This is a genomic window from Streptomyces sp. NPDC028368 (assembly GCF_055565615.1).
This window is the reverse complement of the sequence record NZ_JBVHTY010000018.1, coordinates 79,917-104,454: the sequence shown is the minus strand read 5'-3', so window position 1 is coordinate 104,454 and position 24,538 is coordinate 79,917. Positions and strand designations below refer to the sequence as shown.

General features: G+C 71.8%; 21 protein-coding genes and 1 pseudogene. 13 read left to right on the top strand and 9 right to left on the bottom strand.

The annotated features are described in order from the left end of the window. The first annotated feature begins 135 nt into the window (after positions 1-135). From afsR to ACZ4S3_RS33050, 5 genes are all read left to right on the top strand, one after another. Positions 136-3,114 carry an SARP-family global regulator AfsR gene (gene afsR, locus ACZ4S3_RS33070; protein ID WP_467941167.1) on the top strand — a complete coding sequence of 993 codons (2,979 nt, stop codon included), beginning with the start codon at positions 136-138 and terminating at the stop codon, positions 3,112-3,114. Positions 3,115-3,327: 213 nt separating this feature from the next. Next, a complete protein-coding gene (locus ACZ4S3_RS33065) occupies positions 3,328-3,516 on the top strand; it encodes a hypothetical protein (RefSeq protein WP_467940958.1) in 189 nt (62 codons plus the stop codon). A gap of 222 nt (positions 3,517-3,738) precedes the next feature. Next, entirely contained in the window at positions 3,739-3,915 is a 177-nt protein-coding gene (locus ACZ4S3_RS33060) for a hypothetical protein (protein ID WP_467940956.1), read from the top strand. Positions 3,916-4,027: 112 nt separating this feature from the next. Beyond that, positions 4,028-5,644 carry a class I adenylate-forming enzyme family protein gene (locus ACZ4S3_RS33055; RefSeq protein ID WP_467940954.1) on the top strand — a complete coding sequence of 539 codons (1,617 nt, stop codon included), beginning with the start codon at positions 4,028-4,030 and terminating at the stop codon, positions 5,642-5,644. Between the two features lie 227 nt (positions 5,645-5,871). Beyond that, positions 5,872-6,468: a TIGR03086 family metal-binding protein gene (locus tag ACZ4S3_RS33050; RefSeq protein ID WP_467940952.1), complete on the top strand. Its 597-nt coding sequence runs from the start codon at positions 5,872-5,874 to the stop codon at positions 6,466-6,468. A 188-nt stretch (positions 6,469-6,656) separates the two neighbouring features. On the opposite strand, the gene ACZ4S3_RS33045 is transcribed toward ACZ4S3_RS33050, so the two are convergent. After that, positions 6,657-8,279, bottom strand: a complete 1,623-nt coding sequence (locus tag ACZ4S3_RS33045; protein WP_467940950.1) for a FadD3 family acyl-CoA ligase — start codon at positions 8,277-8,279, stop codon at positions 6,657-6,659. Positions 8,280-8,415: 136 nt separating this feature from the next. Here ACZ4S3_RS33045 and ACZ4S3_RS33040 point away from each other — a divergent pair, with 136 nt between their 5' ends. From ACZ4S3_RS33040 to ACZ4S3_RS33030, 3 genes are read left to right on the top strand one after another with little or no spacing between them, the layout of a single operon-like run. Beyond that, positions 8,416-9,567 (top strand): lipid-transfer protein, encoded by a 1,152-nt coding sequence (locus ACZ4S3_RS33040; RefSeq protein WP_467940948.1) that lies wholly within the window; start codon positions 8,416-8,418, stop codon positions 9,565-9,567. Between the two features lie 18 nt (positions 9,568-9,585). Next, positions 9,586-10,068, top strand: coding sequence for a Zn-ribbon domain-containing OB-fold protein (locus ACZ4S3_RS33035; RefSeq protein WP_467941165.1), 483 nt, complete (start codon positions 9,586-9,588; stop codon positions 10,066-10,068). Then, positions 10,065-10,835 carry an enoyl-CoA hydratase/isomerase family protein gene (locus ACZ4S3_RS33030; protein ID WP_467940946.1) on the top strand — a complete coding sequence of 257 codons (771 nt, stop codon included), beginning with the start codon at positions 10,065-10,067 and terminating at the stop codon, positions 10,833-10,835. Before ACZ4S3_RS33035 ends, ACZ4S3_RS33030 begins: the two co-directional genes overlap by 4 nt. A 21-nt stretch (positions 10,836-10,856) precedes the next feature. On the opposite strand, the gene ACZ4S3_RS33025 is transcribed toward ACZ4S3_RS33030, so the two are convergent. Further along, positions 10,857-11,408 carry a hypothetical protein gene (locus ACZ4S3_RS33025; RefSeq protein ID WP_467940945.1) on the bottom strand — a complete coding sequence of 184 codons (552 nt, stop codon included), beginning with the start codon at positions 11,406-11,408 and terminating at the stop codon, positions 10,857-10,859. 190 nt (positions 11,409-11,598) lie between these two features. On the opposite strand from ACZ4S3_RS33025, the gene ACZ4S3_RS33020 reads away from it, so the two are divergent. Further along, on the top strand, positions 11,599-12,507 hold the full coding sequence (locus tag ACZ4S3_RS33020; protein ID WP_467940944.1) for a hypothetical protein: 909 nt from the start codon (positions 11,599-11,601) through the stop codon (positions 12,505-12,507). 27 nt (positions 12,508-12,534) lie between these two features. Here ACZ4S3_RS33020 and afsK read toward each other — a convergent pair whose 3' ends face one another. Beyond that, entirely contained in the window at positions 12,535-15,102 is a 2,568-nt protein-coding gene (afsK, locus tag ACZ4S3_RS33015; RefSeq protein ID WP_467940942.1) for a protein serine/threonine kinase AfsK, read from the bottom strand. Between the two features lie 1,092 nt (positions 15,103-16,194). Here afsK and ACZ4S3_RS33010 point away from each other — a divergent pair. Beyond that, a complete protein-coding gene (locus ACZ4S3_RS33010; protein ID WP_467940940.1) occupies positions 16,195-16,842 on the top strand; it encodes a TetR family transcriptional regulator in 648 nt (215 codons plus the stop codon). A gap of 248 nt (positions 16,843-17,090) precedes the next feature. Here the strand turns inward: ACZ4S3_RS33010 and ACZ4S3_RS33005 are convergent, their stop codons facing one another. Both ACZ4S3_RS33005 and ACZ4S3_RS33000 read right to left on the bottom strand, forming a co-directional pair. Next, positions 17,091-17,558: a nitroreductase family deazaflavin-dependent oxidoreductase gene (locus tag ACZ4S3_RS33005; protein ID WP_467940938.1), complete on the bottom strand. Its 468-nt coding sequence runs from the start codon at positions 17,556-17,558 to the stop codon at positions 17,091-17,093. Continuing rightward, positions 17,558-18,823, bottom strand: a complete 1,266-nt coding sequence (locus ACZ4S3_RS33000; protein WP_467940936.1) for an acyl-CoA dehydrogenase family protein — start codon at positions 18,821-18,823, stop codon at positions 17,558-17,560. Before ACZ4S3_RS33000 ends, ACZ4S3_RS33005 begins: the two co-directional genes overlap by 1 nt. A gap of 288 nt (positions 18,824-19,111) precedes the next feature. On the opposite strand from ACZ4S3_RS33000, the gene ACZ4S3_RS32995 reads away from it, so the two are divergent. Further along, complete coding sequence (locus ACZ4S3_RS32995) at positions 19,112-20,320, top strand: thiolase C-terminal domain-containing protein (RefSeq protein WP_467940934.1); 1,209 nt, start codon at positions 19,112-19,114, stop codon at positions 20,318-20,320. A gap of 226 nt (positions 20,321-20,546) precedes the next feature. On the opposite strand, the pseudogene ACZ4S3_RS32990 reads toward ACZ4S3_RS32995, so the two are convergent. From ACZ4S3_RS32990 to ACZ4S3_RS32980, 3 genes and pseudogenes are all read right to left on the bottom strand, one after another. Then, a pseudogene (locus ACZ4S3_RS32990) lies at positions 20,547-20,756 on the bottom strand (glycosyl transferase); the annotation flags it as partial. A 155-nt stretch (positions 20,757-20,911) separates the two neighbouring features. Further along, positions 20,912-21,805, bottom strand: coding sequence for a VOC family protein (locus ACZ4S3_RS32985; RefSeq protein WP_467940932.1), 894 nt, complete (start codon positions 21,803-21,805; stop codon positions 20,912-20,914). An 82-nt stretch (positions 21,806-21,887) separates the two neighbouring features. Then, entirely contained in the window at positions 21,888-22,496 is a 609-nt protein-coding gene (locus ACZ4S3_RS32980) for a TetR/AcrR family transcriptional regulator (protein WP_467940930.1), read from the bottom strand. A gap of 125 nt (positions 22,497-22,621) precedes the next feature. Here ACZ4S3_RS32980 and ACZ4S3_RS32975 point away from each other — a divergent pair, with 125 nt between their 5' ends. Together ACZ4S3_RS32975 and ACZ4S3_RS32970 are read left to right on the top strand one after the other, a co-directional pair. Further along, positions 22,622-23,086, top strand: coding sequence for a DUF4267 domain-containing protein (locus ACZ4S3_RS32975; protein ID WP_467940928.1), 465 nt, complete (start codon positions 22,622-22,624; stop codon positions 23,084-23,086). Positions 23,087-23,156: 70 nt separating this feature from the next. Further along, the gene (locus tag ACZ4S3_RS32970; protein ID WP_467940926.1) at positions 23,157-23,900 is read left to right on the top strand and encodes a pyridoxine/pyridoxamine 5'-phosphate oxidase; all 744 of its coding nucleotides are present in this window, start codon (positions 23,157-23,159) and stop codon (positions 23,898-23,900) included. A 20-nt stretch (positions 23,901-23,920) separates the two neighbouring features. Here ACZ4S3_RS32970 and ACZ4S3_RS32965 read toward each other — a convergent pair whose 3' ends face one another. Beyond that, on the bottom strand, positions 23,921-24,409 hold the full coding sequence (locus tag ACZ4S3_RS32965; protein ID WP_467940924.1) for a GNAT family N-acetyltransferase: 489 nt from the start codon (positions 24,407-24,409) through the stop codon (positions 23,921-23,923). Positions 24,410-24,538 lie beyond the last annotated feature (129 nt).

Here is a 24,538-nt window from a genome sequence, read left to right as displayed (position 1 = left end):
CCATGCACCTCCCCACCGGCGCCTACCGGCACCCGAGGAGGCTTTGTGCACGCTCCCGACCCCTACTGACGTAAGGGGCCTCGGCAAGGCAGACTGGCCGTTGCGCATGCGGAATGGTGCGAGCGGATGGTGCGGATGGCGCGTACGGACGGCACAGGGCAGGGGGAGACCATGGACGACGGTACGGGGCGGGGGCAGGGGCGGCTCCGCTTCACCGTGCTCGGTCCCGTACGGGCCTGGCGCGGCAGCACGCCGCTGGCAGCGGGCTCCCCGCAGCAGCGCGCGCTGCTCGCCGCACTGCTGCTGCGCGGCGGCCGCACCGCCACCGCCGCCGAGCTCGTCGACGACCTGTGGGGCGATGAGCCGCCGCACGCCGCGCTCGCCGCGCTGCGGACGTACGCCTCCCGGATCCGCAAGGCGCTGGGTGACGACGCCGCCGCCCTGGTCAGCGAGTCCGGCGGCTATGCGATCCGGTCGGTGGACGGCCTCCCTCTCGACCTGGACCACGACCACGCCGAGGAATTCGCCGCCGAGGCGGAGAAGGCCAAGGCCGCCGGCGAACGCGGCCGCGCCCGCGAACTCCTCGACAGCGCACTGGCCCTGTGGGCCGGCGAACCGCTGGCCCGCCTCGCCGGCCCCTACGCCGACAATCAGCGCACCCGCCTCAACGAGTGGCGGCTCTCCCTCCTGGAGACCCGCCTCGAACTCGAGCTGGAACTGGGCTGCCACGCCGAGACGGTCTCCGAACTGACCGCCCTCACCGCCGCCCACCCCCTGCGCGAGCGGCTGCGCGAACTGCTGATGCTGGCCCTGTACCGCAGCGGGCGGCAGGCCGAGGCGCTCGCGGTGTACACCGATACGCGCAAGCTGCTCGACGACGAACTGGGCGTCGCCCCCTGTGCCTCGCTCTCCGACCTCCAGCAGCGGATCCTGCGCGCCGACAGCGATCTGGACGCGCCGCCCGTCGTCCCCGACGGCCCGGACGCGGCCGACCACACCGTCGTACGGCCCCAGCAACTGCCCGCCAGCGTCGCCGACTTCACCGGCCGCGCCGCCTTCGTCGCCGAACTCGGCGACCAGCTCGCCACCGCCGAGGGCAGCGTGATGGCGGTCTCCGCGCTCACCGGGATCGGCGGCGTCGGCAAGACGACCCTGGCCGTGCATGTCGCCCACGCCGCCCGCGAGCACTTCCCCGACGGACAGCTCTACGTCGACCTTCAGGGCGCCGGTCACACCCCCGCCGAGCCCGAAGCGGTCCTCGGTGCCTTCCTCCGTTCCCTGGGCACCCCGGACTCCTCCATCCCCGACGGCCTCGAGGAACGCTCCGCCCTCTACCGCTCCACTCTTGCGGGCCGCCGCGTCCTGGCCCTCCTGGACAACGCCCGCGACGCCGCACAGATCCGGCCGCTGCTCCCCGGTACGGAGGGCTGCGCCGCCCTGATCACCAGCCGCGCCCGTATGATCGACCTGGCCGGCGCGCACCTGATCGACCTCGACGTCATGAGCCCCGAGGAGGCCCTCGCCCTCTTCACCCGGATCGTCGGCGAGGAACGCGTCACCTCCGAACGCCAGGCCGCCATGGCCGTCGTCGGCGCCTGCGGCTTCCTGCCCCTGGCCATCCGCATCGCCGCCTCCCGCCTGGCCGCCCGCCGTACGTGGACCGTCTCCATCCTGGCCCGCAAACTCGCCGACGAACGCCGCCGGCTGGACGAGCTGCGCGCCGGCGACCTGGCCGTCAAGGCCACGTTCGAGCTGGGCTACGGCCAGCTGGAGCCGCAGCAGGCTCGGGCGTTCCGGCTCCTGGGGCTGGCGGACGGTCCGGATATCTCGCTGGCGGCGGCCGCGGCGCTGCTCGGCATGGACATCGAGTCCGCCGAAGACCTCGTCGAGTCCCTCGTGGACGCCAGCCTGCTGGAATCCGCCGCACCCGGCCGCTACCGCTTCCACGACCTGGTGCGGCTGTATGCGCGGGCGTGCGCGGAGCGGGATGAGCATCCCCCGACGGAGCGGGCCGCCGCCTTGTCACGACTGCTGGACTTCTATCTGGCGACGGCCGCCCGGATGTACGCCCTGGAGCGGCCGGGCGACCGGCTGGTGGACCACATGGAGTCCACCGTCCATCCCGGCCTGCCCTTCGAGGACCGCACGACGGCGCTGGACTGGCTCTTCGGGGAAGCGGGCTGCCTGCTCGCCTGTGCCCAGCAGTCGACCGGCGAGGGGTCCTTGCGGCGCGCGGTCGACCTCCTCCTCCTGACGCGGGACCTGGCCGAATCGGGTGCCGCCGCGCGCCAGTACGAGCAGGTGAACATGACGATGCTCGCCGCCGCACGGGAGACCGGGGACCAGCACGCCGAGGCACGGGTGCACACCGCGCTCACCAATCTGCACACCCTCGCGGGGCGCCTCGACGTCGCGGACGAACACGCCAAGTCGGCCATGCTGCTCGGGCTCGCCACACGCGACCCGTTCTCGTCCTCCTACGCTCCCAACGACCGCGCCATCATCGCCGGGGAGCAGCAACGCCACGCCGACGCCGAGGCGTATCTGGGGCAGGCCCTCACCGCGTTCCGCGACGACGACAACAAGCAGGCGGAAGCCAGCGCGCTGTGCAATCTCTCCCGGGTACACCTGGACACGGGCCGCGTGGACAGCGCCATCGGACTCGCGGAACAGGGCATCGCCATATACCGCCAACTCGGTGCGACCCGGCGCTTGGCCAACGGCATGTACGCGCTCGGCCTGGCGTTCACACTCGCCGGGCGGCTCGACGATGCCGCGCAGCAGCTGACCGAGGCCCTGCTCATCTTCCAGGACAGCCGCCAGCGCTTCTGGGAGGGCATGACGTACTTCCGGCTGGCGGAGGTGGACCTCGCCGCCGATCGCCCCGCCAACGCCGCCAATCATGCGGAGCAGGCGCTCGCCGTGCTGCGCGGTATCGGCGGTGAGTGGTGGCGTGCCAATGCGCTGACGGCGCTGGGACGGGCCCTCCACAAGATCGGACACACCGGCAGGGCACGGGTGTGCTGGCAGGAAGCTCTGTCCACTTACGAGCGTCTGGGATCTGTGGAGAGCGTCAAGGTCCAGCGGCTCCTCGTGCCGGCCGGCGCGGCATAGCCGCAGGTCACGGGCGCCACGAGCGGACGTTTATCGATCGTTCATCACCACCCGGCACTGTCTTCCTTACACCGATCCGCCGCCTCGGGGGGCAAGCGGCTCGGTCACGAGGCCCCACCGTATGGTGTTCGGCCCCGGTCCACCCGTCCGGCGACCCACGGGGGAGTTGCCGGCCGGGCGGACCACCAAGCGCCTACATACAGGGAGTTGAACATGGCGAACATCGAGAACAAGCCCAAGCGCCTCGGTGAGAAGGACATTGTCAAGCCGCTGGACAACCACCGTCCCGTCATCGGCACCGAGGTGACGCCGCAGGACCACCAGCTGCCCGTCGCGCCGGCACAGCCGGAGCCCACGGTGGCGGCGCCGGACAACCACCGTCCGATCGCCGACCCGAAGTAAGGGGCGGATTCAACCCGTCGGGGGGCGGGAAACTCGGGGGATCGCAGGGGCCGGTCTCGATGGCATGGAGGGGAGCCATCGATACCGGCCCCTGCGGCATGTTCAGGGCGGGTTCGGCTTCCCGCCATCCCCCACCGCGTTCCGGCCACACAGTCGAACAGACGTCTTGTCGTCACTACCCTTTTTGGTCAGCAGCCCATTCACGTTCACCGAGGAGTCGCTATGTCCCGTAGCAAAAAAGCCCTGGCCCTCATCGCGCTCACGGTCGCGATCGCCGGCGCCGTGGCCGCACCGGCGTCGGCCGACCAGCACCGCCCCCTGTCCGGCAACGCCACCACCTCGGACCACCATGCGCCCGTCACCGAGGGCATCGCCGGCGGGGACAGCCATCGGCCCTGAACCGATCGCCACCACAGTACTGACGGTCCGTCAGATCGACTGCTAGAGTCGCGGTCCCGGCCCAGCCGAAGCCCTCTCACGCACCGCTCCCCGCACAGCCAGGAGGCGCGCCGTGTTCGAACTCTCCCGTATCCGCACGCTCTGGGAACTGGTCGAGTACCGGGCCAAGGTCTCGCGCGGGGCGCCGATGTTCTTTGACGGGGACGGGCGGACCGTCACCTTTGACGAGGTGCGGGACGAGGCGGTGCGGGTCGCCGCCGGGTTCCGGACGCTGGGGATCGGGGCCGGGACGCGGGTGGCATGGCAGTTGCCGACGCGGGTGGAGACGGTGGTGGCGTCGTTGGCGCTGGCACGGATCGGCGCCGTGCAGACGCCCGTCATTCCGTTGCACCGGGAGCGGGAAGTCGGGTTCATTCTCGCGGAGTCGGCGGCCGAGTTCGTGCTCGTACCGGGAGTGTGGCGGGGGTTCGACCACGGCGCGATGGTGCGGAATCTGGCCGGGGACGACGTGCGGGTGGTGTCGCTGGAGGGCGGCCTGCCGACGGGGGATCCCGCCGGCGAGCCGGAGCCGGCGGGCGGGGCGGGCGGCCGCACCACCTGGATCTACTACACCTCCGGGACGACCTCCGCCCCCAAGGGCGTCGAACACACCGATGCCTCGCTGATCGCCGGCGGGGTGGGGCTGGCGACCGCGCTGGGGATGTCGGGGGACGACATCGGGTCGATCGCGTTTCCGTACGCACATATCGCCGGGCCGGATTACGTCATCGCCATGCTGGTCAGCGGCTTTCCGGCGGTGGTGCTCGACACGTTCGAGGCGGGGCGGGCGGCGGCCGTCTACCGGCGGCTCGGGGTGACGATGGCCGGCGGGAGTACGGCGTTCTATCAGGCGTTTCTGGAGGAGTCGCGCCGGTACCGGAGCCAGTCCCCGACGGCCGGGCGGCTGATTCCCTCGCTGCGGCTGCTGTCCGGAGGCGGGGCGCCGATGCCGCCGGAACTGTACGCGGCGGCCGGGCCGGAGCTGGACTGCGCGATCGTGCACGGGTACGGGATGACGGAGTGCCCGATGATCGCGATGGGCACGCCGTATGACAGCGACGAACAGCTGGCACGGACGGTGGGCCGTCCGGTGACCGGGGCCCGGGTGCGGATTGTGCGGGCGGACGGGAGCGAGGCCGGGGCGGGGGAGCCGGGTGAGGTCACGCTCAAGGGAGCGATGCTGTTCCGGCGGTATACGGATGCGGCGCTGACGGCCGAGGTGTTCGACGACGACGGCTACTTCCACACCGGTGACCTGGGGCATCTGCGGGAGGACGGGCATCTCGTCCTGACCGGGCGGCTCAAGGACATCATCATCCGCAAGGGCGAGAACATCTCGGCCCAGGAGATCGAGGACCTGGTGCGGACGCATCCGGCGGTGGCGGACGTCGCGGTCATCGGGCTGCCGGACCGGGAGCGGGGGGAGCGGGTGTGTGCGGTGGTCACGCCCACCGGACCGGCCGCCCCTACCGACCCCGCCCCTGCCGATCCCGCCGCCGGCGATACCGCCGCCGCGCCGCTGACCCTGGCCGGGATCACCGCCCATCTGCGGGCCGCCGGGCTGATGACGCAGAAGCTGCCGGAGCAGCTGGAGGTCACCGATGTGCTGCCGCGTGGCGGGCCGCTGAACAAGGTGCTGAAGGCGGCGCTGCGGGAACGCTACGCCGGGCCGGGGAGCGAAGCGGTGTAGCGGGCAGCCGTAGAAGCGGTGTAGCGGGCAGCCGTAGAAGCGGTGTGGCGGCTAGCCGTACCGAGGGAAGTCGCAGGGACGGAAGCCGTACAGCGGTGTGGCGATGAGTTCCGGGGGCCGCAGGAGTCTTCACTGGGAGGAGCGCGGTGGTCGGGGCGGGCGGTGGCCCGCCCCGGGCGGACGCCGCGCGGGCAGTGCTTCCCCGGCAGGACGGAAGGAACCGGACCATGACCGAGACGATCGACTTCGGCGCGCAGACCCAGCTGGTGGCGCAGTTGGCAGAACACACCGCCGAGGAGCAGATGGACGCGCCCACGGCGTGCGAGGGATACGCCGTACGCCATCTCCTGGGTCATCTCGTCGGCCTGACCGGCGCGTTCCGGGACGCGGCGCGCAAGGACCTCGGGCCGACGACCAACACACCGCCGGACACCTCCGTACCGGACGTGACGCCCGGCTGGCGGGCCGACCTGGACCGGAATCTGGCCGAGATGGCGGCGGCCTGGCGCACGCCGGAGGCCTGGACCGGCGACACCCAGGCGGGCGGCGTCGCCCTCCCCGCCCCCGTCGCGGGCCGGGTCGCGCTCAATGAGCTGGTGCTGCACGGCTGGGACCTGGCGCGCGCCACGGGCCAGGCGTACGCGCCCGACCCGGCCGACCTCGGCGTCTCCTACGCGCTGCTCACGGCCTGGGCCGACGAATCGGGGGGCGCCTCCGGGCCCATGTTCGCCTCGCCCGTCGCGGTGGCGGAGGGCGCCTCGCTGCTCGACCGGGTGGTGGCGCTCAGCGGCCGCCGGCCGGACTGGACGCCCCCGAAGCCGTAGCTCCCGGCCGTTCGACGCCTGCCGAGGCTCGGCGACGCTTGACCCTGACACCCGTGTCAGGGCGTAGAAAGGGGACCGGAAGCGGGGCCAGAGGTGGGGCGTCGAGCTGGGGAGGGACCGTGGCGGGGATCGAGGGCGACGGGGCGCGGATGCGGCTGCATGTCGTGAAGGGGTGTCCGGCGGCCGGGTCACACAGGCGCGTCCCGCAGCCTCCTCTTGACCACCTTTCCGCTCGCGTTGCGCGGCAGTTCCGCGACGAACGCCACCTCCCTGGGCACCTTGTAATTGGCCATTTCGCGGCGTGACCAGGCGATCAGGTCGTCGGCGGTGAGGGCGGAGCCCGGGCGGCGGACCGCGTAGGCCTTGCCAACCTCGCCCAGCCGGGGGTCGGGGATGCCGATGACGGCGGCATCGGTGATGTCCGGGTGGCGGATGAGGAGTTGTTCTATTTCGGCGGGATAGGCGTTGAAGCCGCCCACGATGAACATGTCCTTGATGCGGTCGGTGATGCGGAGGTTGCCGTCGGCGTCGAGGATGCCGACGTCGCCGGTGCGCAGCCAGCCGTCGGGGGTGAGGGCGCGGTCCGTGCCGTCCGGGTCCTCGAAGTAGCCGGACATCACGTGATAGCCGCGGACCAGGACCTCGCCGGGGTCGCCGGGCGCCATCGGGCGGCCCGCGGCGTCGACGATACGGATCTCGGTGTCCGGTATGGCGCGGCCGGACGTCGAGGCGATGACCTCGGGCGGGTCGCCGCGGCGGCACATGGTGACGATGCCGGAGCTCTCCGAAAGGCCGTATGCCGTCAGGACGGTGGAGATCTTCAGCTCGGTGCGCAGCCGCTCGACCAGCTCCAGAGGGACGGCTGCCGCGCCGGTGACGACGAGGCGGAGCGCGGAGAGGTCGTGCTGGGCGCGGGCGGGGTGATCGAGGATCTGCTGATGGAGGGTGGGCGGGCCGGGGAGTACGGAGATCCGCTCGGCGGCGATATTGGCGAGCGCGGTCTCCACCCCGAAGACCGGCTGGGGGATCATCGTCGCGCCGCGCAGCAGGCAGGCGATGATGCCGGCCTTGTAGCCGAAGGTGTGGAAGAAGGGGTTGACGATCAGATAGCGGTCGCCTTGCCGGAGGCCGGCCAGTTCGCTCCAGACGGCGTAGGCGCGCAGGGTCTGGGCGTGGGTGATCACCGCGCCTTTGGGGTGGCCGGTGGTGCCCGAGGTGAAGACGATGTCGGAGGGGGCGTCCGGGCGGAGGCTGCCGGCGCGGGTGGTGACCTTCGCGGCGGGGACGTCGGCGCCGGCGGCGAGGAAGTCCTTCCAGGAGGTGAAGTCGGCGGGGGCGTCGCCGGAGAGGACCACGACCTTTTCCAGGTGCGGGAGTCCCGGCAGCGGGCCGGCGCCGTCGCCTTCCTGGGCGGCGCGGCGCAGTGAGGCGACATACGACGTGCCGAGAAAGGTGCCGGTGATGAAGAGGAGCCTGGCGCGGGTGCGGCGCAGGACATAGGCGGTCTCGGCGCCCTTGAAGCGGGTGTTGACGGGGACGAGGACGGCGCCGGCCGTGACGGCTCCGAGGGCGGAGACGATCCAGTCGAGGGTGTTGGGCGCCCAGACGGCGACGCGGTCGCCGGGCGCGACGCCGGAGGCGATACAGGCGGCCGCCGCCCGCTCGACCCGCTCGCCCAGCTCGGCGTACGAGAGCCGGGTGCGGCCCTCGACCACGGCCTCCTGGGGGCCGTACCGCTCGGCGGCCGCGCGCACCAGATGAGAGATGGAGCCGTATTGCAGGTCCGCCCGCAGTTCCAGGTCACCGTGCATCGCACTGCCTCCCGCGAAAGAGCCGGCCCAAGAGCCGACTTCTCCATAGCTGACGATGTTCCGATAGCTGACTGGTCGTCAGATTAGCGGTAGCCTCCTCGGCTGTCAGCACTGACGGCCGACCACGGAGGTGGCGATGGGGGCGACCCTCAAGGACGCTACGGCGATAGCCGGCATCGGACAGACTCCTTTTGCCAAACAACTCCCGGAATCCGAGAAGGCCTTGGCCTGCCGGGCGATCGTGGCGGCGCTGGACGACGCCGGGATCGCCGCCTCCGAGGTGGATGCGTTCGCCTCGTACACCATGGAGGAGACGGACGAGGTCGAGATCGCCAAGGCCATCGGCGCGGGCGATGTCACCCACTTCTCCAAGGTCGGCTACGGCGGCGGCGGATCGTGTGCGACGGTGGCCCATCTGGCCGCCGCCATCGCCACCGGCCAGGCGAGCGTCGGCGTCGCCTGGCGCTCGCGCAAACGCGGCTCGGGACCGCGGCCCTGGAAGAACACCCAGGTCCAGCTGCCGACCCCGGGGCAGTGGACCCGCCCCTTCGGACTGCTGCGCCCCGCCGACGAGATCGGCATGCTGGCCCGCCGGTACATGCACGAATACGGCGCCACCCGCGACCACCTCTTCAACGTCGCGCTCGCCTGCCGCAACCGGGCCAACCAGAACCCGGCCGCGGTCATGTACGACCGCCCGCTGACCCGCGAGATGTATATGACCGCACGCTGGATCAGCGAACCGCTCTGCCTCTTCGACAACTGCCTGGAAACGGACGGTGCGCTGGCCTGCGTCGTCGTCTCCGCCGAGCGCGCCCGCGACTGCCGGCAGCGGCCCGTCTACGTCCACTCCGCCGCCCAGGGCCTGCCCGCCCAGCACCACGGCATGGTCAACTACTGGAACGACGACCCGCTCACCGGGCCCGCCTGGACCGCCGCCCGCCATCTGTGGAAGGGCGCCGACCTCGGCCCGCAGGACGTCGACGTGGCCCAGATCTATGACGCCTTCACCCCCCTGATTCCCCTCTCCCTCGAGGGCTACGGCTTCTGCGGGCGCGGCGAGGGTGCGGCGTTCACCGAGGGCGGCGCGCTGGAGATCGGCGGCCGGCTCCCCCTCAACACCGGCGGCGGGGGCCTGTCCGAGGCGTACGTGCACGGTTTCAACCTCATCAACGAAGGCGTCAAGCAGCTGCGCGGCACCAGCACCGCACAGGTCCCCGACGCCGCCACCTGTCTGGTCACCGCGGGCGAGGGAGTCCCCACCTCGGCCCTGCTGCTGAGGAGTTGACGGCCCATGAGCACATCCATGTCCTCAAGCGTGGCACCCGCCACTGACAATCGCTCCGGCACCGACGACGACCTGCTGCTCCCCCTCCCCGACGACGACGGCGCACCTTTCTGGGAGTACACCGCCCGCGGCGAACTGCGCATCCAGGCCTGCTCCGACTGCGACGAGCTGCGCTTCCCGCCCCGCCCCTGCTGCCCGCACTGCCAGTCCTTCACCGCCCACTGGCAGAAGATGAGCGGCCGCGGCCGCATCTGGTCCTACGTCCTGCCGCACCCGCCGCTGCTGCCCGCGTACGCCGGCCGGCCCGGCTACAACGCGATCATCGTGGAGCTGGCCGAGGCCCCGCGCATCCGCCTCGTCGGCAACCTCGTCACCGCCGCCGACGCCCCCCTCAACTCCGTCGACCCGGCGCGGCTGCGCATCGGCGCCCCCGTGAAGGTCGCCTTCCACACCATGACCGGGGGCGTGACCGTACCCCGCTGGCTCCTGGAGCGGCCGTGAGCATCCGCATCGAGTTCCCCGGGGCCGACGGGGTCGCTCTGGTGACCATCGACCGGCCGGACCGGCACAACGCGATCGGCCTGGAGACGGCCGCGGAACTGGCGGCCACCTGGCGGGCGGTGCGCAGCGACGACGGGATCCGGGCCGTGGTCCTCACCGGGGCGGGCGACCGGGCCTTCTGCACCGGAATCGACCGGTCGGTCAGCGTGCCCCAGCCGTCGTCCCCGTACGCCATCGACGATCCGCTGCTGACCATCGGCCCGAAGGCCAACGACCTGTGGAAGCCGGTGATCGCCGCCGTCAACGGCATGGCCTGCGGCGGCGCGTTCTATCTGCTGGGCGAGTGCGAGTTCCTTGTTGCCACCGAGTCGGCCACCTTCTTCGATCCGCATACGACATACGGAATGGTCAGCGCGTACGAGGCGATCGGGATGGCGCAGCGGATGCCGTTCGGCGAGGTCGCGCGGATGTCGCTGATGGGGACGGCGGAGCGGCTCTCGGCCGCGCGGGCGTACGAGATCGGCCTGGTGTCGGAGGTCGTCCCGGACGGCGGCGCGGCACGGGCGGCGCTGCGGGCGGCCGCGGTCATCGCCGCCTACCCGACGGCGGCCGTCCAGGGGACCGTACGGGCGGTGTGGTCGGCGCGCGAGGCGGCGCGGACGCAGGCGATGGCGGGCGCGCCGCAGCTGATCACCCTGGGGAATGCGCCGCCGGAGCAGCAGGCGGAGCTGTTCGCGGCCCGGAAACGCGACCATCGGGTGCGGTGACCGGATACGGCGCAGCCGCGATCACGCCCGGGACTTGACGACCGAGTGGAAGTTGCACTTGAACCAGAACTGATTCCAGCTGGACATATTGATGGTGTACTCGGCGTCGTAGGTCTTTGTGTCGCCGGGCCCCACGGTGACGGAGCGCCGGTGCGAGCCGTAGTTGTTCCCGTCGGCCGGCTTGTCCTTCAGCCAAACGACGGTGATGTCGTAGGAGTACGTGTCCGTCAGCGACGGGTTGGTGACGCGGACCGTGTACGTGAGCGTGCGGCGCGACTCGGAGAAGTCGCAGCCGGTGCCATCGACATCGGCGCTGCCGTCCGGGTCGTAGGTCTCCTCGGTCGGCGAGGGCGAGGGCGAGTACGTGTCGTACGAGGAGTCCGAGGACGGGGTCGGGTCGTTCGGGTTGTAGCCGCTGTCCGTGGGGCTCGGGGGCGCGGTCGGCCCGGTGACGCGGGGGCCACCGAAGGCGCAGCCGCCTAGCGTCGCGATCGTGGCCAGTGCGAGCCCGGCCGCAGCGGCCGCTCGGGTGCCCTGGCGCCTGCCTATGCGTGTGCCCGTGCGCTGCTTCATGCCCTTTGTCCATCCCCCTGAAGGCGTCCTCGCCGCGCCATGCGTGAGCTGACGCGTGCACGGCAGACTAGCAAGCGTGGGTGACAACGCCGACGGGGCCCGGAAGCACCGGAGAAATCGCGGGTGACAGCGGTCAGGCGTAGCGTCGGGGTCGGAGGACCTCAGGACGACTCGAAGCGAGGCGACGCCAGTGGTGCGCAACGTCATCGGATCCCTGATCGCCCTCATCGGAGCGACGGCCGCCGTCTGGAGCCCCTTCCGTCCCTGGTACGACGGCCGTCACGGAAGCGACTTCCGTATCGAGGACGTCTTCCGCAACATCACCGACAACGGTGCCTCGCTCTTCAGCTCCGTCTTCCTGCCCATGGCCGTCGCCGGCCTGCTGACCCTCTTCGGCATCGCGCTGCGCTCGCGGCTGCTCGTCGCGCTCGCCGGCCTGATCGTGCTGGGCTTCACCATCTTGTGGATGGTCCGCCAGGGACAGTCTGCGGGCGAACTCACGACGGGCGTCCACGGCCTCGGGGTGGGCGTGCCCAATGCCCTCGGTGGCGGGGCGCTGCTGCTGCTCGGCGCCCTGGTGATGAGAGGCCGGACCGGCCGGGTGCGCGGCCGCGAGGCGGAGCGGCGGTACGACGACGGACATCGGTACGACGACGCATATCGGTACGACGATGCATATCGGTACGACGACGGGTACGGGCGGGACGAAGAGCGCGCCCCCGCTCGCCCGGTGGCGCCCGCCCCGTGGGACCGGGGCCGCCCGGTGACCCACGATCCGGCGGCCCAGGAGTGGACTCCGGAGCAGTACGCCAATGAGGAGCCGTACAGCGGTGAGGAGCCGTACGGCGGTGCGAGCGGGCCGCCCGATGAAGGGCCCGCCACCCGTCCGCTGACCCGCCCCGGATTCGGCCCGGAGGGCGGTGGACAGGGGCCCCGGCAGCCGCCCACCGAACCGTGGCCGCACCCGACGGCACCGCCTCCGCCACCACCGCCGCCACCGACCCAGGCGGCGCGGCCGCAGCCGCCCACGCCTCCGGTGGAGTGGGGCAAGGAGCACCGGCCTCGGGGCCGCCAACAGCCCCCGGAGGACCAGGAGTAGGCGAGACCGGGAACAGACGGGCAGGCGTTACGGCCGCCGGGCCTGCCCCGTCCCCTTTGCCGCGTCCAGCGCGTAGACACAGCGGTCCTTGCTGCACGCGTAGACCACGCCGCCGACCGCGACCAGCGACCCGGTGATCTCGCCGCCGGTCTCCAGCTTCCAGCGCAGCTGACCGCCCATCGCATCCAGCGTGTACAGACAGTGGTCGGCGGAGCCGAAGTGCACCCGGCCCTCGGCGACGACCGGAGCACCGACCACGTCCGCGCCGGCCTGGAACCGCCAGCGCGGCGTGCCGGTCACGGCGTCCAGGGTGTAGAGCGCCTTGCCGCTGCCCAGATGGACGGCGCCGTGGGCAACCAGCACCGGCTCGGTGGACTGGCGTGCCTCGGTGGCGATCCGCCAGCGGTCGCGGCCGTCCGCCGCGTCCAGGGCGTAGACCGTACCGAGGTAGTCGGCCAGATAGACGCCGCCGCCGGTGACCGCCGGGCCGGGGGCGAAGGCGGGCGGGCTCAGGAACACCGCGGGCGCCTCGAAGTGCCAGCGCACCTCGCCACGCGCGATATCGATCGCCATCACTCGCGTACCGGCCACGACGTAGACCACGCCGTCGGGAGCCGGCAGCAGCCGCATGGGCACCCCGCCGCAGGACGCCGCGTCGCCCACCGGATACGACCAGCGCTCGGCGCCGGTACGCGCCTCCAGCGCCTTCAGCCGCGCCTCGTCCCAGACGAACACCGTGCCGTCGTGCACCACGGGCCCGGCCTCGGCCGTCTCGAAGTCGGTCTGGACGCGATCGATCCGCCACAGCAGCTCGCCGTTGGCGGCCTCCCATGCCTGGACGCCGCCACCGCGCGTACTGGTGATGACCGTGCCGCGGTCGACGGTGAGGGCGTAGACCCAGCCGTCGGTGTTCAGCCGCCAGAGCTCGGTGCCGTCGTCGGCGTCCAGGGCGTACAGGCTCGGGCCGTCCGAGGCGTGGATGCGGCCGTCGGCGACGGCCATCGCCCACGCCACATCGCGGGTTTTGAACTTCCGCCGCCCGCTGGCCACATCGAGGGCATGCACCTCGAAGGACGTGACGTAGAGCAGGTCGCCGGAGACGGCGGGGGTGCCCCACACATCGTTCGACATCCGGAACCGCCAGGGGCGCCAGCGGCCCGGCTCGGCGGGCGGCGCCTCGGGCGGCGGGGGCGGGGTGGCCTCCGCCGGGACGCCACCCGCGCCGCCCTGCTGCTGCGGCACACCGGCGGCCGGTCCGCCACCGGGCGGCCGTACCCAGTTCGTGCCGGCGCCGGCCTGCCCGCGCGGCTGGGGTTCGCGCGCGTCGGCGGCGCGCGGCCCCGGCCCTATGGGGGCGGGCGAGCCACCGAGGCGTACCGGACCGCCCTCCGGCGGCGCGGCGGGCGGCGGGGCCGCGGAGACCGGGGTCACCCGGGCCGTCGAGGCGTCCGGGCCCAGCGCGGCGGGCTGCGGCATCGGGCCGGGGCCGCCGGAGCGCGGGTCGCCGCCGCGGTGTGCGCCGGGGCCCGCACCGACCCGGCCGGGCCAGCCGGACTCGGGCGCGGCGCCGCCCACCGGTGCGCTCTCGGGCCGCGGCGGCTGTACGGGCGGGGCCGGCGGCGCGGCGGGCGCCTGACGGCCGGAGCTCCGGCCGGAGGAGGCGCGCTGGGAGCTCTTGGGGAGGGTGGCACGGCCACCGCGCCGCTGTTCGATGAGCGCCACCGCGCCGGGCGGCAGCCAGGCCGAGGCCGTACCGCTGTCGTCGCTGCCGGAGCCGAACAGATGGGGCGCCAGCTGGGACTGCAGATCGGCGGGGGACGGCCGGTGGGCCGCCTCCATCTGCATACAGGACTCCATCAGCGGCCGCAGCTCGTCGGGCAGTCCGGCCAGGTCGGGGCCTTCGCGCAGCAGCATGAAGACCGTCTCCACGGGGTTGGCGCCATGGAACGGCGCGTGCCCGGTGGCGGCGAAGACCAGCGTCGAGCCGAGGGAGAAGACGTCGCTGGCGCCCGTGACACTGCGGGAGTCGCGGGCCTGCTCGGGCGACATGTAGGCCGGGGTCCCCACGGCCACATTGGTCATCGTCAGCCGAGTGTTGGACACCCCGGAGGCGATACCGAAGTCGATGACCCGGGGGCCGTCCTCGACCACCAGGACGTTCGACGGCTTCAGGTCGCGGTGCACCAGGCCCGCGCCGTGGATGGACTGCAGCGCTTCGGCGATGCCGGCCGCCAGCCAGCGCACCGCCTGGGCCGGCAGCGGCCCGCACTCATTGACTATTTCCTCGAGGGAGGGAGCGGGCACGTAGGCCGTCGCCAGCCACGGCACCGCCGCCCGCGGGTCGGCGTCCACCACCGCCGCGGTGTAGAAGCCGCTGACCGCGCGGGCCGCCTCGACCTCGCGTGTGAAGCGGACCCGGAACAGCTGGTCCTCGGCGAGCTCGGTCCGCACGGTTTTGATCGCCACGCGCCGGCCGGACGCCGAACGCGCCAGATAGACCAGTCCCATGCCGCCGGCCCCGAGACGGCCGAGCACCTCGAACGGGCCGATCCGCCGGGGATCGTGCTGCGTCAGCTGCTTCAGCTGCTCCACCACTTGCCTGCCACCTCCCCGTGGGGCGTAAAAAAAGAGACTCTCAAGAGCCACGAGCCGCCGAGAGCCACTGCCCCGTGCAGCGTCTCACCGCCTGGCCGAAACGGCCGTACGCGTGGTGATTCTTCCTGGCCGGGCCGATCGTTGCGAACCCGGGGCCCATGCGTCGTGTCACGGATCACGCCTCGTCACGCACGGCGCGCCCGTTACCAGGCGTAACCCACGCCCGCCTGACGTGCTCCGATACGTCCGGCGAAGAGGGGTTGCCGTGGGGTTACCGGTCGGTTTCCCGCGCGCCCGTCCCCGGTATCGCACCCGTCCCGCGTATCCCGTGCCGCAGCGGACCGCCGGCCGTCCCCGCCCGTCGCTCCGCCGCCGTCGTGCCGCGCGCCCGTCCCCTACCCGTCATACCGTCCGCCCCGTCCCCGGTCCCCGGCCTCGCCGCCGCCCCGTGCACACCGTGCAGCACTGCGCCCACCCCGCGTATTCCCCCGCACTGCCACCCTGTCGACCTCCGTGAAAAGTCTCGTCGCCGGCCCAATTCTGTGGCCCCTCGGGCCATTTCAGCCCTATGACGCCGAAGGTGGCCCCTTGGTTGTCACGGAAGACCGCAAACGGACCGTCGGGGATCCACTTCGGGCCGGACAGTCGCCATGACCGCTCACCCCGGCCGGGAGGGGCGGTCAGCATGACGCCGTTCCGCCGGGTGGCGTGACGTCCGCCCGGCGGGAAGCACCGTCCGCGAATGCAGTCATACGGCAACGCTAGCGGCGGTACCGGCGCCCCGCCCGGCAGGCACTCGAACGTGTGGTCGATTCACTCTCGGGTTGACGCAGGTCATCCGGGGGCCGACGCGCAACAGGCCACACCTTGCGCGCACTTGCCATCGCCGTTCCGTGCACTTGTCCACGAAAGTTGTCCACAGCCTGTTGATAAGACCATTCACCGGTTCGGATCAAGCACTGCCCTGCGGATTCGGAGTCGGGTACGAGGCCGCATTCAAGGCGGCAACCCGGATCAGGCGCCCCTAACTCCCCCATCCCCATTTGCAGGCAGCCAAATCGCGCTCCGATCACCCGTCGGTAAGCTGACGGCATGACAGGACAAGTGCGAACCGTCGACGGCAGAGTTGCCGGCCGCCGCGGACAGGCGACGCGGCAGAAGCTGCTCGACTGCCTCAGCGAAATGCTCAGTTCGTCCCCCTACCGGGACGTCAAAGTCATCGATGTGGCCCGAAAAGCGGGGACTTCACCCGCAACGTTCTATCAGTACTTCCCGGACGTAGAGGGCGCCGTCCTCGAAATCGCCGAGGAGATGGCCAAAGAAGGCGCAAGTCTGACCGGTCTTGTCGCGGGACGCTCCTGGGTGGGCAAGTCCGGGTGGCAGACGGCGGAGGAGCTGGTCGACGGCTTTCTCTCCTTCTGGCGCAAGCACGACGCCATTCTGCGCGTCGTGGATCTTGGCGCGGCCGAGGGCGACAAGCGGTTCTACAAGATCCGCATGAAGATCCTCAACGCCGTCACCAACTCCCTTACGGACTCCATCCAGGAGCTCCAGAGCAAGAACAAGGTCGACAAGGACGTGAGCCCGGCGGCAATGGCCGGCTCCATCGTCGCGATGCTGGCCGCGGTCGCCGGGCACCAGAAGGGCTTCCAGAGCTGGGGCGTCAAACAGACCGAGCTCAAGCCCAATCTGTCGCTGCTGGTGCACCTCGGCGTCACCGGCAAGAAGCCGACGAAGTAACCGGCGAACGACCGGCGAAACGACCGGCGAAGAATCCGGCGAACGACCGGCGAAGAAACAACCGGTGAGGTAACTGGTGAAGTAACTGGAGGAGTAACCGGCGAACCCGCCGACGAAGCAGCCGTCGGTCCCGTTCGCGTCCGGTCCTGCATCCGTCCTGCATCCGTCCTGCCATAGCGGTAAAGCTGCACAGACAGCGGGTGCCGTAGGGCCCTCAGGGGTTCATACGGCACCCGCTGTCTGTGTACTCAGCGCCGCTCGAGCCGGAACAGCCGGATCTCCCGCTCCACCCGCGCCTGATAGGTCGCGTACGGCGGCCAGAAAGCCAGCACCGACTGCCACGCCCGCTCCCGTTCCGCCCCCGCGAGCAGCCGGGCCCGTACGGGAATGTCCGCGCCCCGCCAACTGACCTCCGCCTCCGGATGCTTGAGCAAATTCCCGGTCCAGGCCGGATGTCCCGGCCGTCCGAAGTTGCTACCGATCAGCAGCCAGCCGCCCTCCTCCGGCATGCACGCCAGCGGGGTACGCCGTGGCTGTCCGCTTCGCGCACCGGTCGCGGTCAGGATCACGCCGGGTAGCATCTGCGCGCTGAGCAGGACCTTTCCCCGGGTCAGCCGGTGTACCGCACGGTCCAGTGCGGGGATGAAATGCGGGGCGATCCGCGCGAACGTACGGGTCGAGGAGACCTTCTGCAGCAGCCGCTCACCAGGTGGCATCACGCATCGACCGCCTCTCGCGTGCCGAGCACCCCGGCGGGGCAGTTCCCGGCCGCATCGTTCCCGGCCGCGAACAGCCCGGCCACCTCGGCGGCCCGCGCCCGCAGCCGGTGCACGGGCCCCAGCAGCAGTTCGTCGCAGGCCGCGCGCTTGAAGTAGAGGTGCGCGTCGTGCTCCCAGGTGAAGCCGATGCCGCCGTGCAGCTGCACCGCCTCGGCGGCCACCTTGCGCAGCGCCTCCAGCGCCTGCGCGAGCGCCAGCGCAGCCGCCCCCGGCTCGGCCGTGTGGCGCCCCCCGGACCGGGCTCCGCCCGCCGACCAGGCCGCGTAGTACGCCGCCGAGCGGGCCGCCTGCACCGCCACGTACAGATCGGCGAGGCGGTGCTGCACCGCCTGGAAGGAGCCGATGGGCCGGCCGAACTGCTCGCGCGCTCCGACGTATTCGACGGTACGGGTCAGCGCGGCGTCGGCCGCGCCGACCGCCTCGGCGGCCAGCGCCGCGGCCGCCTCGGCCCCGGTGGCGGCGAGCGCGTCCATGACGGCCTCCTCCGCGCCCTCCTCCCCCAGCAACTCGGCCGCCACATCGCGCAGTTCGAGGCGCGCCTGGGGACGGGTCTCGTCCATGACGGTCTGCCGCGTCCGGAGCAGCCCGGAGGCGTCCGCCCGTACGAGAAAGATCAGGGTGCGGCTGTGCGCGAAGCCGCCGGTGTGCGCGGCCACCAGGAGGACGTCCGCGGTGTGCCCGTCCAGGACCTGCGCGGCCTCCCCGTACAGCCGCCACTGCCCGGCCTGCAGCCGCGCCTGAACGCCGCCCGCGCGGCCACCGCCCGCCCAGTCCCCGTCGTTCGGCCCGGTCAGCGCCAGCGCGGTGGCCAGCCGGCCGCCCGGTACGGCGAGGGTCGCGGTCAGCTCCCCGGCGGCGAGGGCCGGCAGCAGTTCGGCCCGCTGCGGCTCGGTGCCCAGCGCCAGGATCAGCGGTACGGCGAGCGCGGCGGTGGCGATCAACGGCGAGGGGAGCAGCACACGGCCGGTCTCCTCGCAGGCCAGGGCGAGTTCGGTGGGCCCGCAGTCCGCGCCGCCGTACGCCGCGGGCAGGGCGAGCCCCGGCAGCCCGAGCTGCCGGGCGAGCTGCCGCCACAGCGCCTCGTCGTATCCGGGCGGGGTGAGTACCGCCGACTTGACCTCGTCCGGGCCGCAGCGCTTGTGCAGCAGCTCGCGCAGAGTACGGCGGATCTCGTCCTGCTCCTCGGTGAACGCGGCATCCATCGGCGGGCTCCTCCCGGCCGTGCGACAGCGCCCATCGGGTCCGACGGGCCCCGGCATGCGATCTGACGGGCCGTCATAGTAGGGACGGGGGCACGACTTTCCTAGGGTCGCGCCCCACCGCTGCCCCAGCACTCGAACCTCCAGCCCCGGCCCCGACCTCGGTCCGCCGCGTCCTTGACCGCACCATGCCCACTTCCAAATATCTGATGTACCGTCAGATTCATGCCCTCGCCCTCGCCCTCGCCCATACCCTCGCCCGGACCGGCCCCCAGCCCCACGCCCCTCCCCATGACGTCCGGGACCCCTTCCGGACATGGACCCGGATATCGATATCGCCCTCGCAAGGTCGCCGTCGCCGGGGTTGCGCTGTCCGACTGCGGCCGCGTGGACGAGGCCACCCCCTACGCCCTGCACGCCCAGGCCGCGCGCCGGGCGCTCGCCGACAGCGGCCTGGACCGGTCGGCGATCGACGGCTTCGCCTCGGCCGGCCTGGGCACCCTGGCGCCCGTGGAGGTCGCGGAATACCTGGGCCTGCGCCCCACCTGGGTCGACTCCACCTCCGTCGGCGGCTCCACCTGGGAAGTCATGGCCGCCCACGCCGCCGACGCCATCGCCGCGGGTCACGCCAACGCCGTACTCCTCGTCTACGGCTCCACCGCCCGCGCCGACATCAAGGCCGGGCGCCGCACCGCCAACCTCTCCTTCGGCGCCCGCGGCCCGCTCCAGTTCGAGGTCCCCTACGGGCACACCCTGATAGCCAAATACGCCATGGCGGCCCGTCGCCATATGCACGAATACGGCACGACCCTGGAGCAGTTGGCCGAGATCGCCGTCCAGGCTCGGGCCAACGCGGTGACCAACCCGGACGCCATGTACCGCACCCCGATCACCGTCGACGAGGTGCTCTCCGGCCCGATGATCGCCGACCCGTTCACCAAACTGCACTGCTGCATCCGCTCCGACGGCGGCTGTGCGGTGCTGCTGGTCGCCGAGGACTATGCGCCCGACCTCACCAAACCCCCGGTGTGGGTGCTCGGTTCGGGCACCGCGGTCTCGCACACCACCATGTCCCAGTGGGACGACTTCACCGTCTCACCCGCCGCGGTCTCCGGCCGCCTCGCCTTCGAACGCGCCGGCGTCCGGCCGTCGGAGATCGACCTCGCCGAGATCTACGACGCCTTCACCTACATGACCCTGGTGACGCTGGAGGACCTGGGATTCTGCGCCAAGGGCGAGGGCGGCGCGTTCGTGGAAAAGGGGCGGCTGCTGCGGGACGGCGAGCTCCCGGTCAACACCGACGGCGGCGGTCTGGCCGCCTGCCATCCGGGGATGCGGGGCCTGTTCCTGCTGGTCGAGGCCGTACGGCAACTCCGCGGCGAGGCCGGGCCGGGCCGTCAGGTCCGCAAACCCGACGGCCGGCTCCCGCAGCTCGCCGTCGCCTCCGGCACGGGCGGCTGGTTCTGCTCGTCTGGGACGGTGGTGCTGGGGAGGGGGTAGGGCCTGCCCCGGCGGCACCGGCGGTCTCAGCCCCGCAGGGGATTCACCCCAGCCGCTCCTCGATGAGGTCCGCGGCCCGGTGGGTGCCGCCTTCGGCGCGCGCCGCGGCGCGGAGTTCGGCCGAGCGGGCGGCGACCCGCGCATCGGTGGTGAGTTCGCCCAGCGCCGTACGCAACACCTCCGCCGTGGCATCCGCCGCCGAACAGCGCGTGGAAGTCCTCCTGGCCCCCTCCCGGCCCACATACGTCGGTGACAGCTGGACGATGTCGCGGGCCTGCGCCTCGGCCGGCGCGCGGGCGGCGTAGGAGCCGAAGTCGTAGAGATGAACATCGGCGGGATCGTGGTCGTACGCGGCGTGCAGCTGGGGCAGCACCGCCATGGCGTCGTCGAGGAAGAGCGAGGACGCGGCGACCGGGTCCTGCGGCCAGGCGTTGTCGTGAGGCCCTCGTCGGTCGTGTCAGCCGTAGATCTGGTGGAAGTGCATGGGAAGACCGTAACGACGGGCCCGCGGGCCGATCGAAGGGTTTTTGGCGTCGCCGATCCTGAGGAATGCGCCCCTGACGAATGCGCCCCTGAGGAAGAGGAAGGCGATCACGGAGACGGCCTGCGGGTGGCGGCGGGGCGCGTGATGACGCTGAAGGTGGTGCCGAAGGGGTCGTTGATCTGTGCCAAGCGGCCGTACGGGGCGTCGACGGGCGTGGCCGCCGTACCGCCCGCGGCGACCGCGCGCGCCGCCAGGTCGTCGGTGTCCGCCACCTCGAACAGGGTCTGCCAACGGGATGCCGGGGCACCCGGGTCGCCCAAGATGCCGCCGATCTCATGGCCGTCCGGGCGGCGCAGGAAGGTGAAGTCGGCGTCCGGGAGGTCCTCGTTGCCGTCGAGCGTGAAGCCGAAGACGTCCGCGTAGAAGCGGCGGGCCGGGGCGGGGGACGGGCCGACGAGGTCGTTACGGACCAGGGTGCCGGGCTCGTTGACGAGCTCGCAGCCGGGGAAGGTGCGCCCCTGCCAGAGGCTGAAGCGGGCGCCTACGGCGTCCTCGACGATGACCTTCCGGCCCAGTCCGGCGACGTCCACGGTCGGTGAGAGCAGCCTTCCGCCGCCGTCGGCGATCCGCTTGGCCGTCGCGTCACAGTCGTCCGTCGCGAGGTAGACGTGCCACCAGGACTCGCCCTCTCGGTCCGCGGCGGAGCGGGGGCGCAGTGCCGCCACCCGCCGCCCGCCCAGCAGACAGAAGATGTAGCGGCCGGTCGCCGCCGACGACCGTTCCTCGTACTCCCAGCCGAACAGTGCGCGGTAGAACGCCTTCGCACGGTCGAGGTTGAGGTCGAGGTTGGGGTCGAGGTTGGGGTCGAGGTTGGGGTCGAATTCGAGGTCGGAGTTGGCGTCTCGGCCGCGGTCACTGCCGCGGTCGCTGCCGCAGGCCGGGATCCCGAGGTCGATCCAAGTGGGTGTGCCGATCGGCTGGTTGGTGGTGACGGCGCTCATCGCGTATCCCCTGCGCTTCCCTGTGTCATTGATGGGCCTGCGCGGGTGACGTTAGGGGCGATGAAGGACGGCTCGCGTCCTATTACGTCGCAGCGAGACGGTCCACAAGGAGGGCGAGGCGCTGCTCCTGGTGGCCGCCGCGGAGGCGGCCGTCGCGGGCGAGCGTGACCAGGCCGTGCAACGCGCTCCAGCCCACCTCGGTGAAGGTCTCCGGGTCGCCTTTCTTGCCCGCCAACGGTCCGAATACCGCGAGGAGTTCGACGAAGGCGGCCTTGAGCGGCTCGGGGGCTTCGGCGCTGCCGAAGGGCAGGTCGGTGGCGAGCGAGAACATTGCGTCGTAGAGGGCCGGGTTGGCCGTGGCGAATGCGGTGTACGCGCGGGCCACGGCGAGCAGCGCCTCCGTGCTGCCGGGGGCCGGCGCTTCGGTGCTGCCGCCGGTCGCTTCTTCTCGCGCGGCGCGGGTCGCCACCACGAGTTCGGCGAAGCCTTCCAGCGCTACGGCGTTGACGATCGCCCCCTTGCCCGCGAAGTGGCTGTAGAGGACGGGCTGGCTGTACTCGATCCGCTCGGCCAGCCGGCGGGTGGTGACCGCACTCCATCCCTCGGCCTCGGCGAGCTCGCGCGCCACCTCGACGATCCGCTGATGCCGCTGCGCCCGTTCGCGCTCACGTCGCTTCTGAGTGGAAGTCATGCTCGAAATTCTAGCGCTGCTAGCCAATCAAGCACTGACAATGCTAGCGTCGCTCAAAGAGCTAGCAGCGCTAGCTTTCTCGCTAACTGCGCTACCACCCAACGCACTTGAGGAGTGACTCCGTCATGTCGTCGAACAGCCCGCTGAAGAAATCCGCATCCGGCCCCTTGGGGCACGTCGCCACCGCGCTCACCGTGCTCGTCGCCGTCGGCATCGCCTACGTCGGCGTGAGATTCCTCGTCGACCCGGCCGGCGCGGCCCCCACCTTCGGCCTCCCCGCCTGGCCACACGGCGACGCCACGGCGTTCCTCAACATCAAGGGCGTACGCGACCTCGTCACCGGCATCGTCTGCCTCGCCCTGCTGCTCACCCGACAGCGACGAGCACTCGGCACGGTCATGCTCACCTTCGCCCTCATCCCGCTCGGCGACGCGACCGTGATACTGAGCCACGGCGGCTCGGCCGCCCTTGCCTACTCGGTGCACGGCACCACGGCCGTGGTCGTCGCAGCGACCGGGTTCACCCTGCTCCGCACCAGCGCACACCCCGACCGCGCCGGAGCGGGGTCCGAATCCGGGGCCGGGGCCTGAGCCGGGGCCCGAACCGGGAAGCGGGGCCCGCCCCCGGCGGCCGCGGTTCGCCCCCCGTACGCTGCCTGACATGGCCGAACACGCTGCCCACCAGGACACCCCCGATGCCCCGGAAGACGCCCCGGACGCCCCGGATGCCCCGGACGAGCCCACCGCCGACGCCCGCGCCTTCCGGGAACTACTGCGCGGGCTGCGCGTCTGGGAAAACGAACTTCCCTCGTTCGACCCGACGCAGGCGCCGACCGAGCCGCTGCCGCTCTTCCGGCAGTGGCTGCGGGAGGCCGCCGAGGCCGGAGTGCCTGAGCCGCACACCATGACGCTCGCCACGGCGGATGCGGCCGGCGACCCCTCCGTACGGACCCTGATGCTGCACGACGCCGACGAGCACGGCTGGCATTTCGCCTCGCACCGCGGCAGCCGTAAGGGCCGCGAGCTGGCCGCCCGGCCCCGGGCCGCACTCGGCTTCTACTGGGCGGCGGTCGGGCGCCAGATCCGTATCCGGGGATCGGTGACCACAGCGGGCCCCGAGGAGAGCGCGGCCGATCTGCACCGCCGTTCGCCGGGGGCGCTGGCCGCGGCGCTGGTCGGGCGGCAGAGCGAGGTTCTCGGCTCCACCGAGGAGCTGGCCCGCGCGTCGGAGGCCGCCTGGGAACGGGCCGAGCGCGAGCCGGACGCCCCGGTCCCCAGCTGGACGCTGTACGTACTGCGGGCCGAGGAGGTCGAGTTCTTCCAGGGGGATGCGCGACGCCGCCACGTACGCCTCAATTACCGTTGTACGGAGGGACGTTGGGAGAGGGAACTGCTCTGGCCGTAACGGCGTTACAGGCGCCCGGCTCACAACTGCTGATACATGATGTGGAACCCCACATAGCCCTTGGTGGGGTGCCGGAATCCCTCGGGAATGGTGGTCATGATCGTGAATCCGAGGGACTTCCAGAGCGCGACGGCGGCGGTGTTGGTCTCGACGACGGAGTTGAACTGGATCCCGCGGTACCCCTCGGCGCGGGCCCAGGCCAGCACATATTCACCCAGCGCCCGTCCGGCGCCGCGCCGGCTGTGCCGCGGATCGACCATGAAACTGGCGCTGGCGATATGCGAGCCGCCGCCCATCTGGTTGGGGTTCATCTTGGCCGAGCCCAGCACCGTACCGTCCTCATCGACGGCGACGACCGTATGGCCCGGCGGCCGGAGCAGCCACATCTCCCGGCCGGCCGACGCGTCGAGGTCGGCCGGGTAGGGGTAGGTCTCCCCGGCCGCGACGATGTCATGGAAGAACGGCCAGATAGCGGGCCAGTCGGCCGCGGTCGCTTCTCGAATCAGCACCAGGTCAGGATGGCGCGCGGAGGTGCGGCGTGCCACCGGATTCCGTACGGGTGTGGCCCGGATTCCGTACGGATGTGGTCCGGATGCCGTACGAGTGTGGTCCGGATTCCGTGTCGGTGTGGTCCGGAT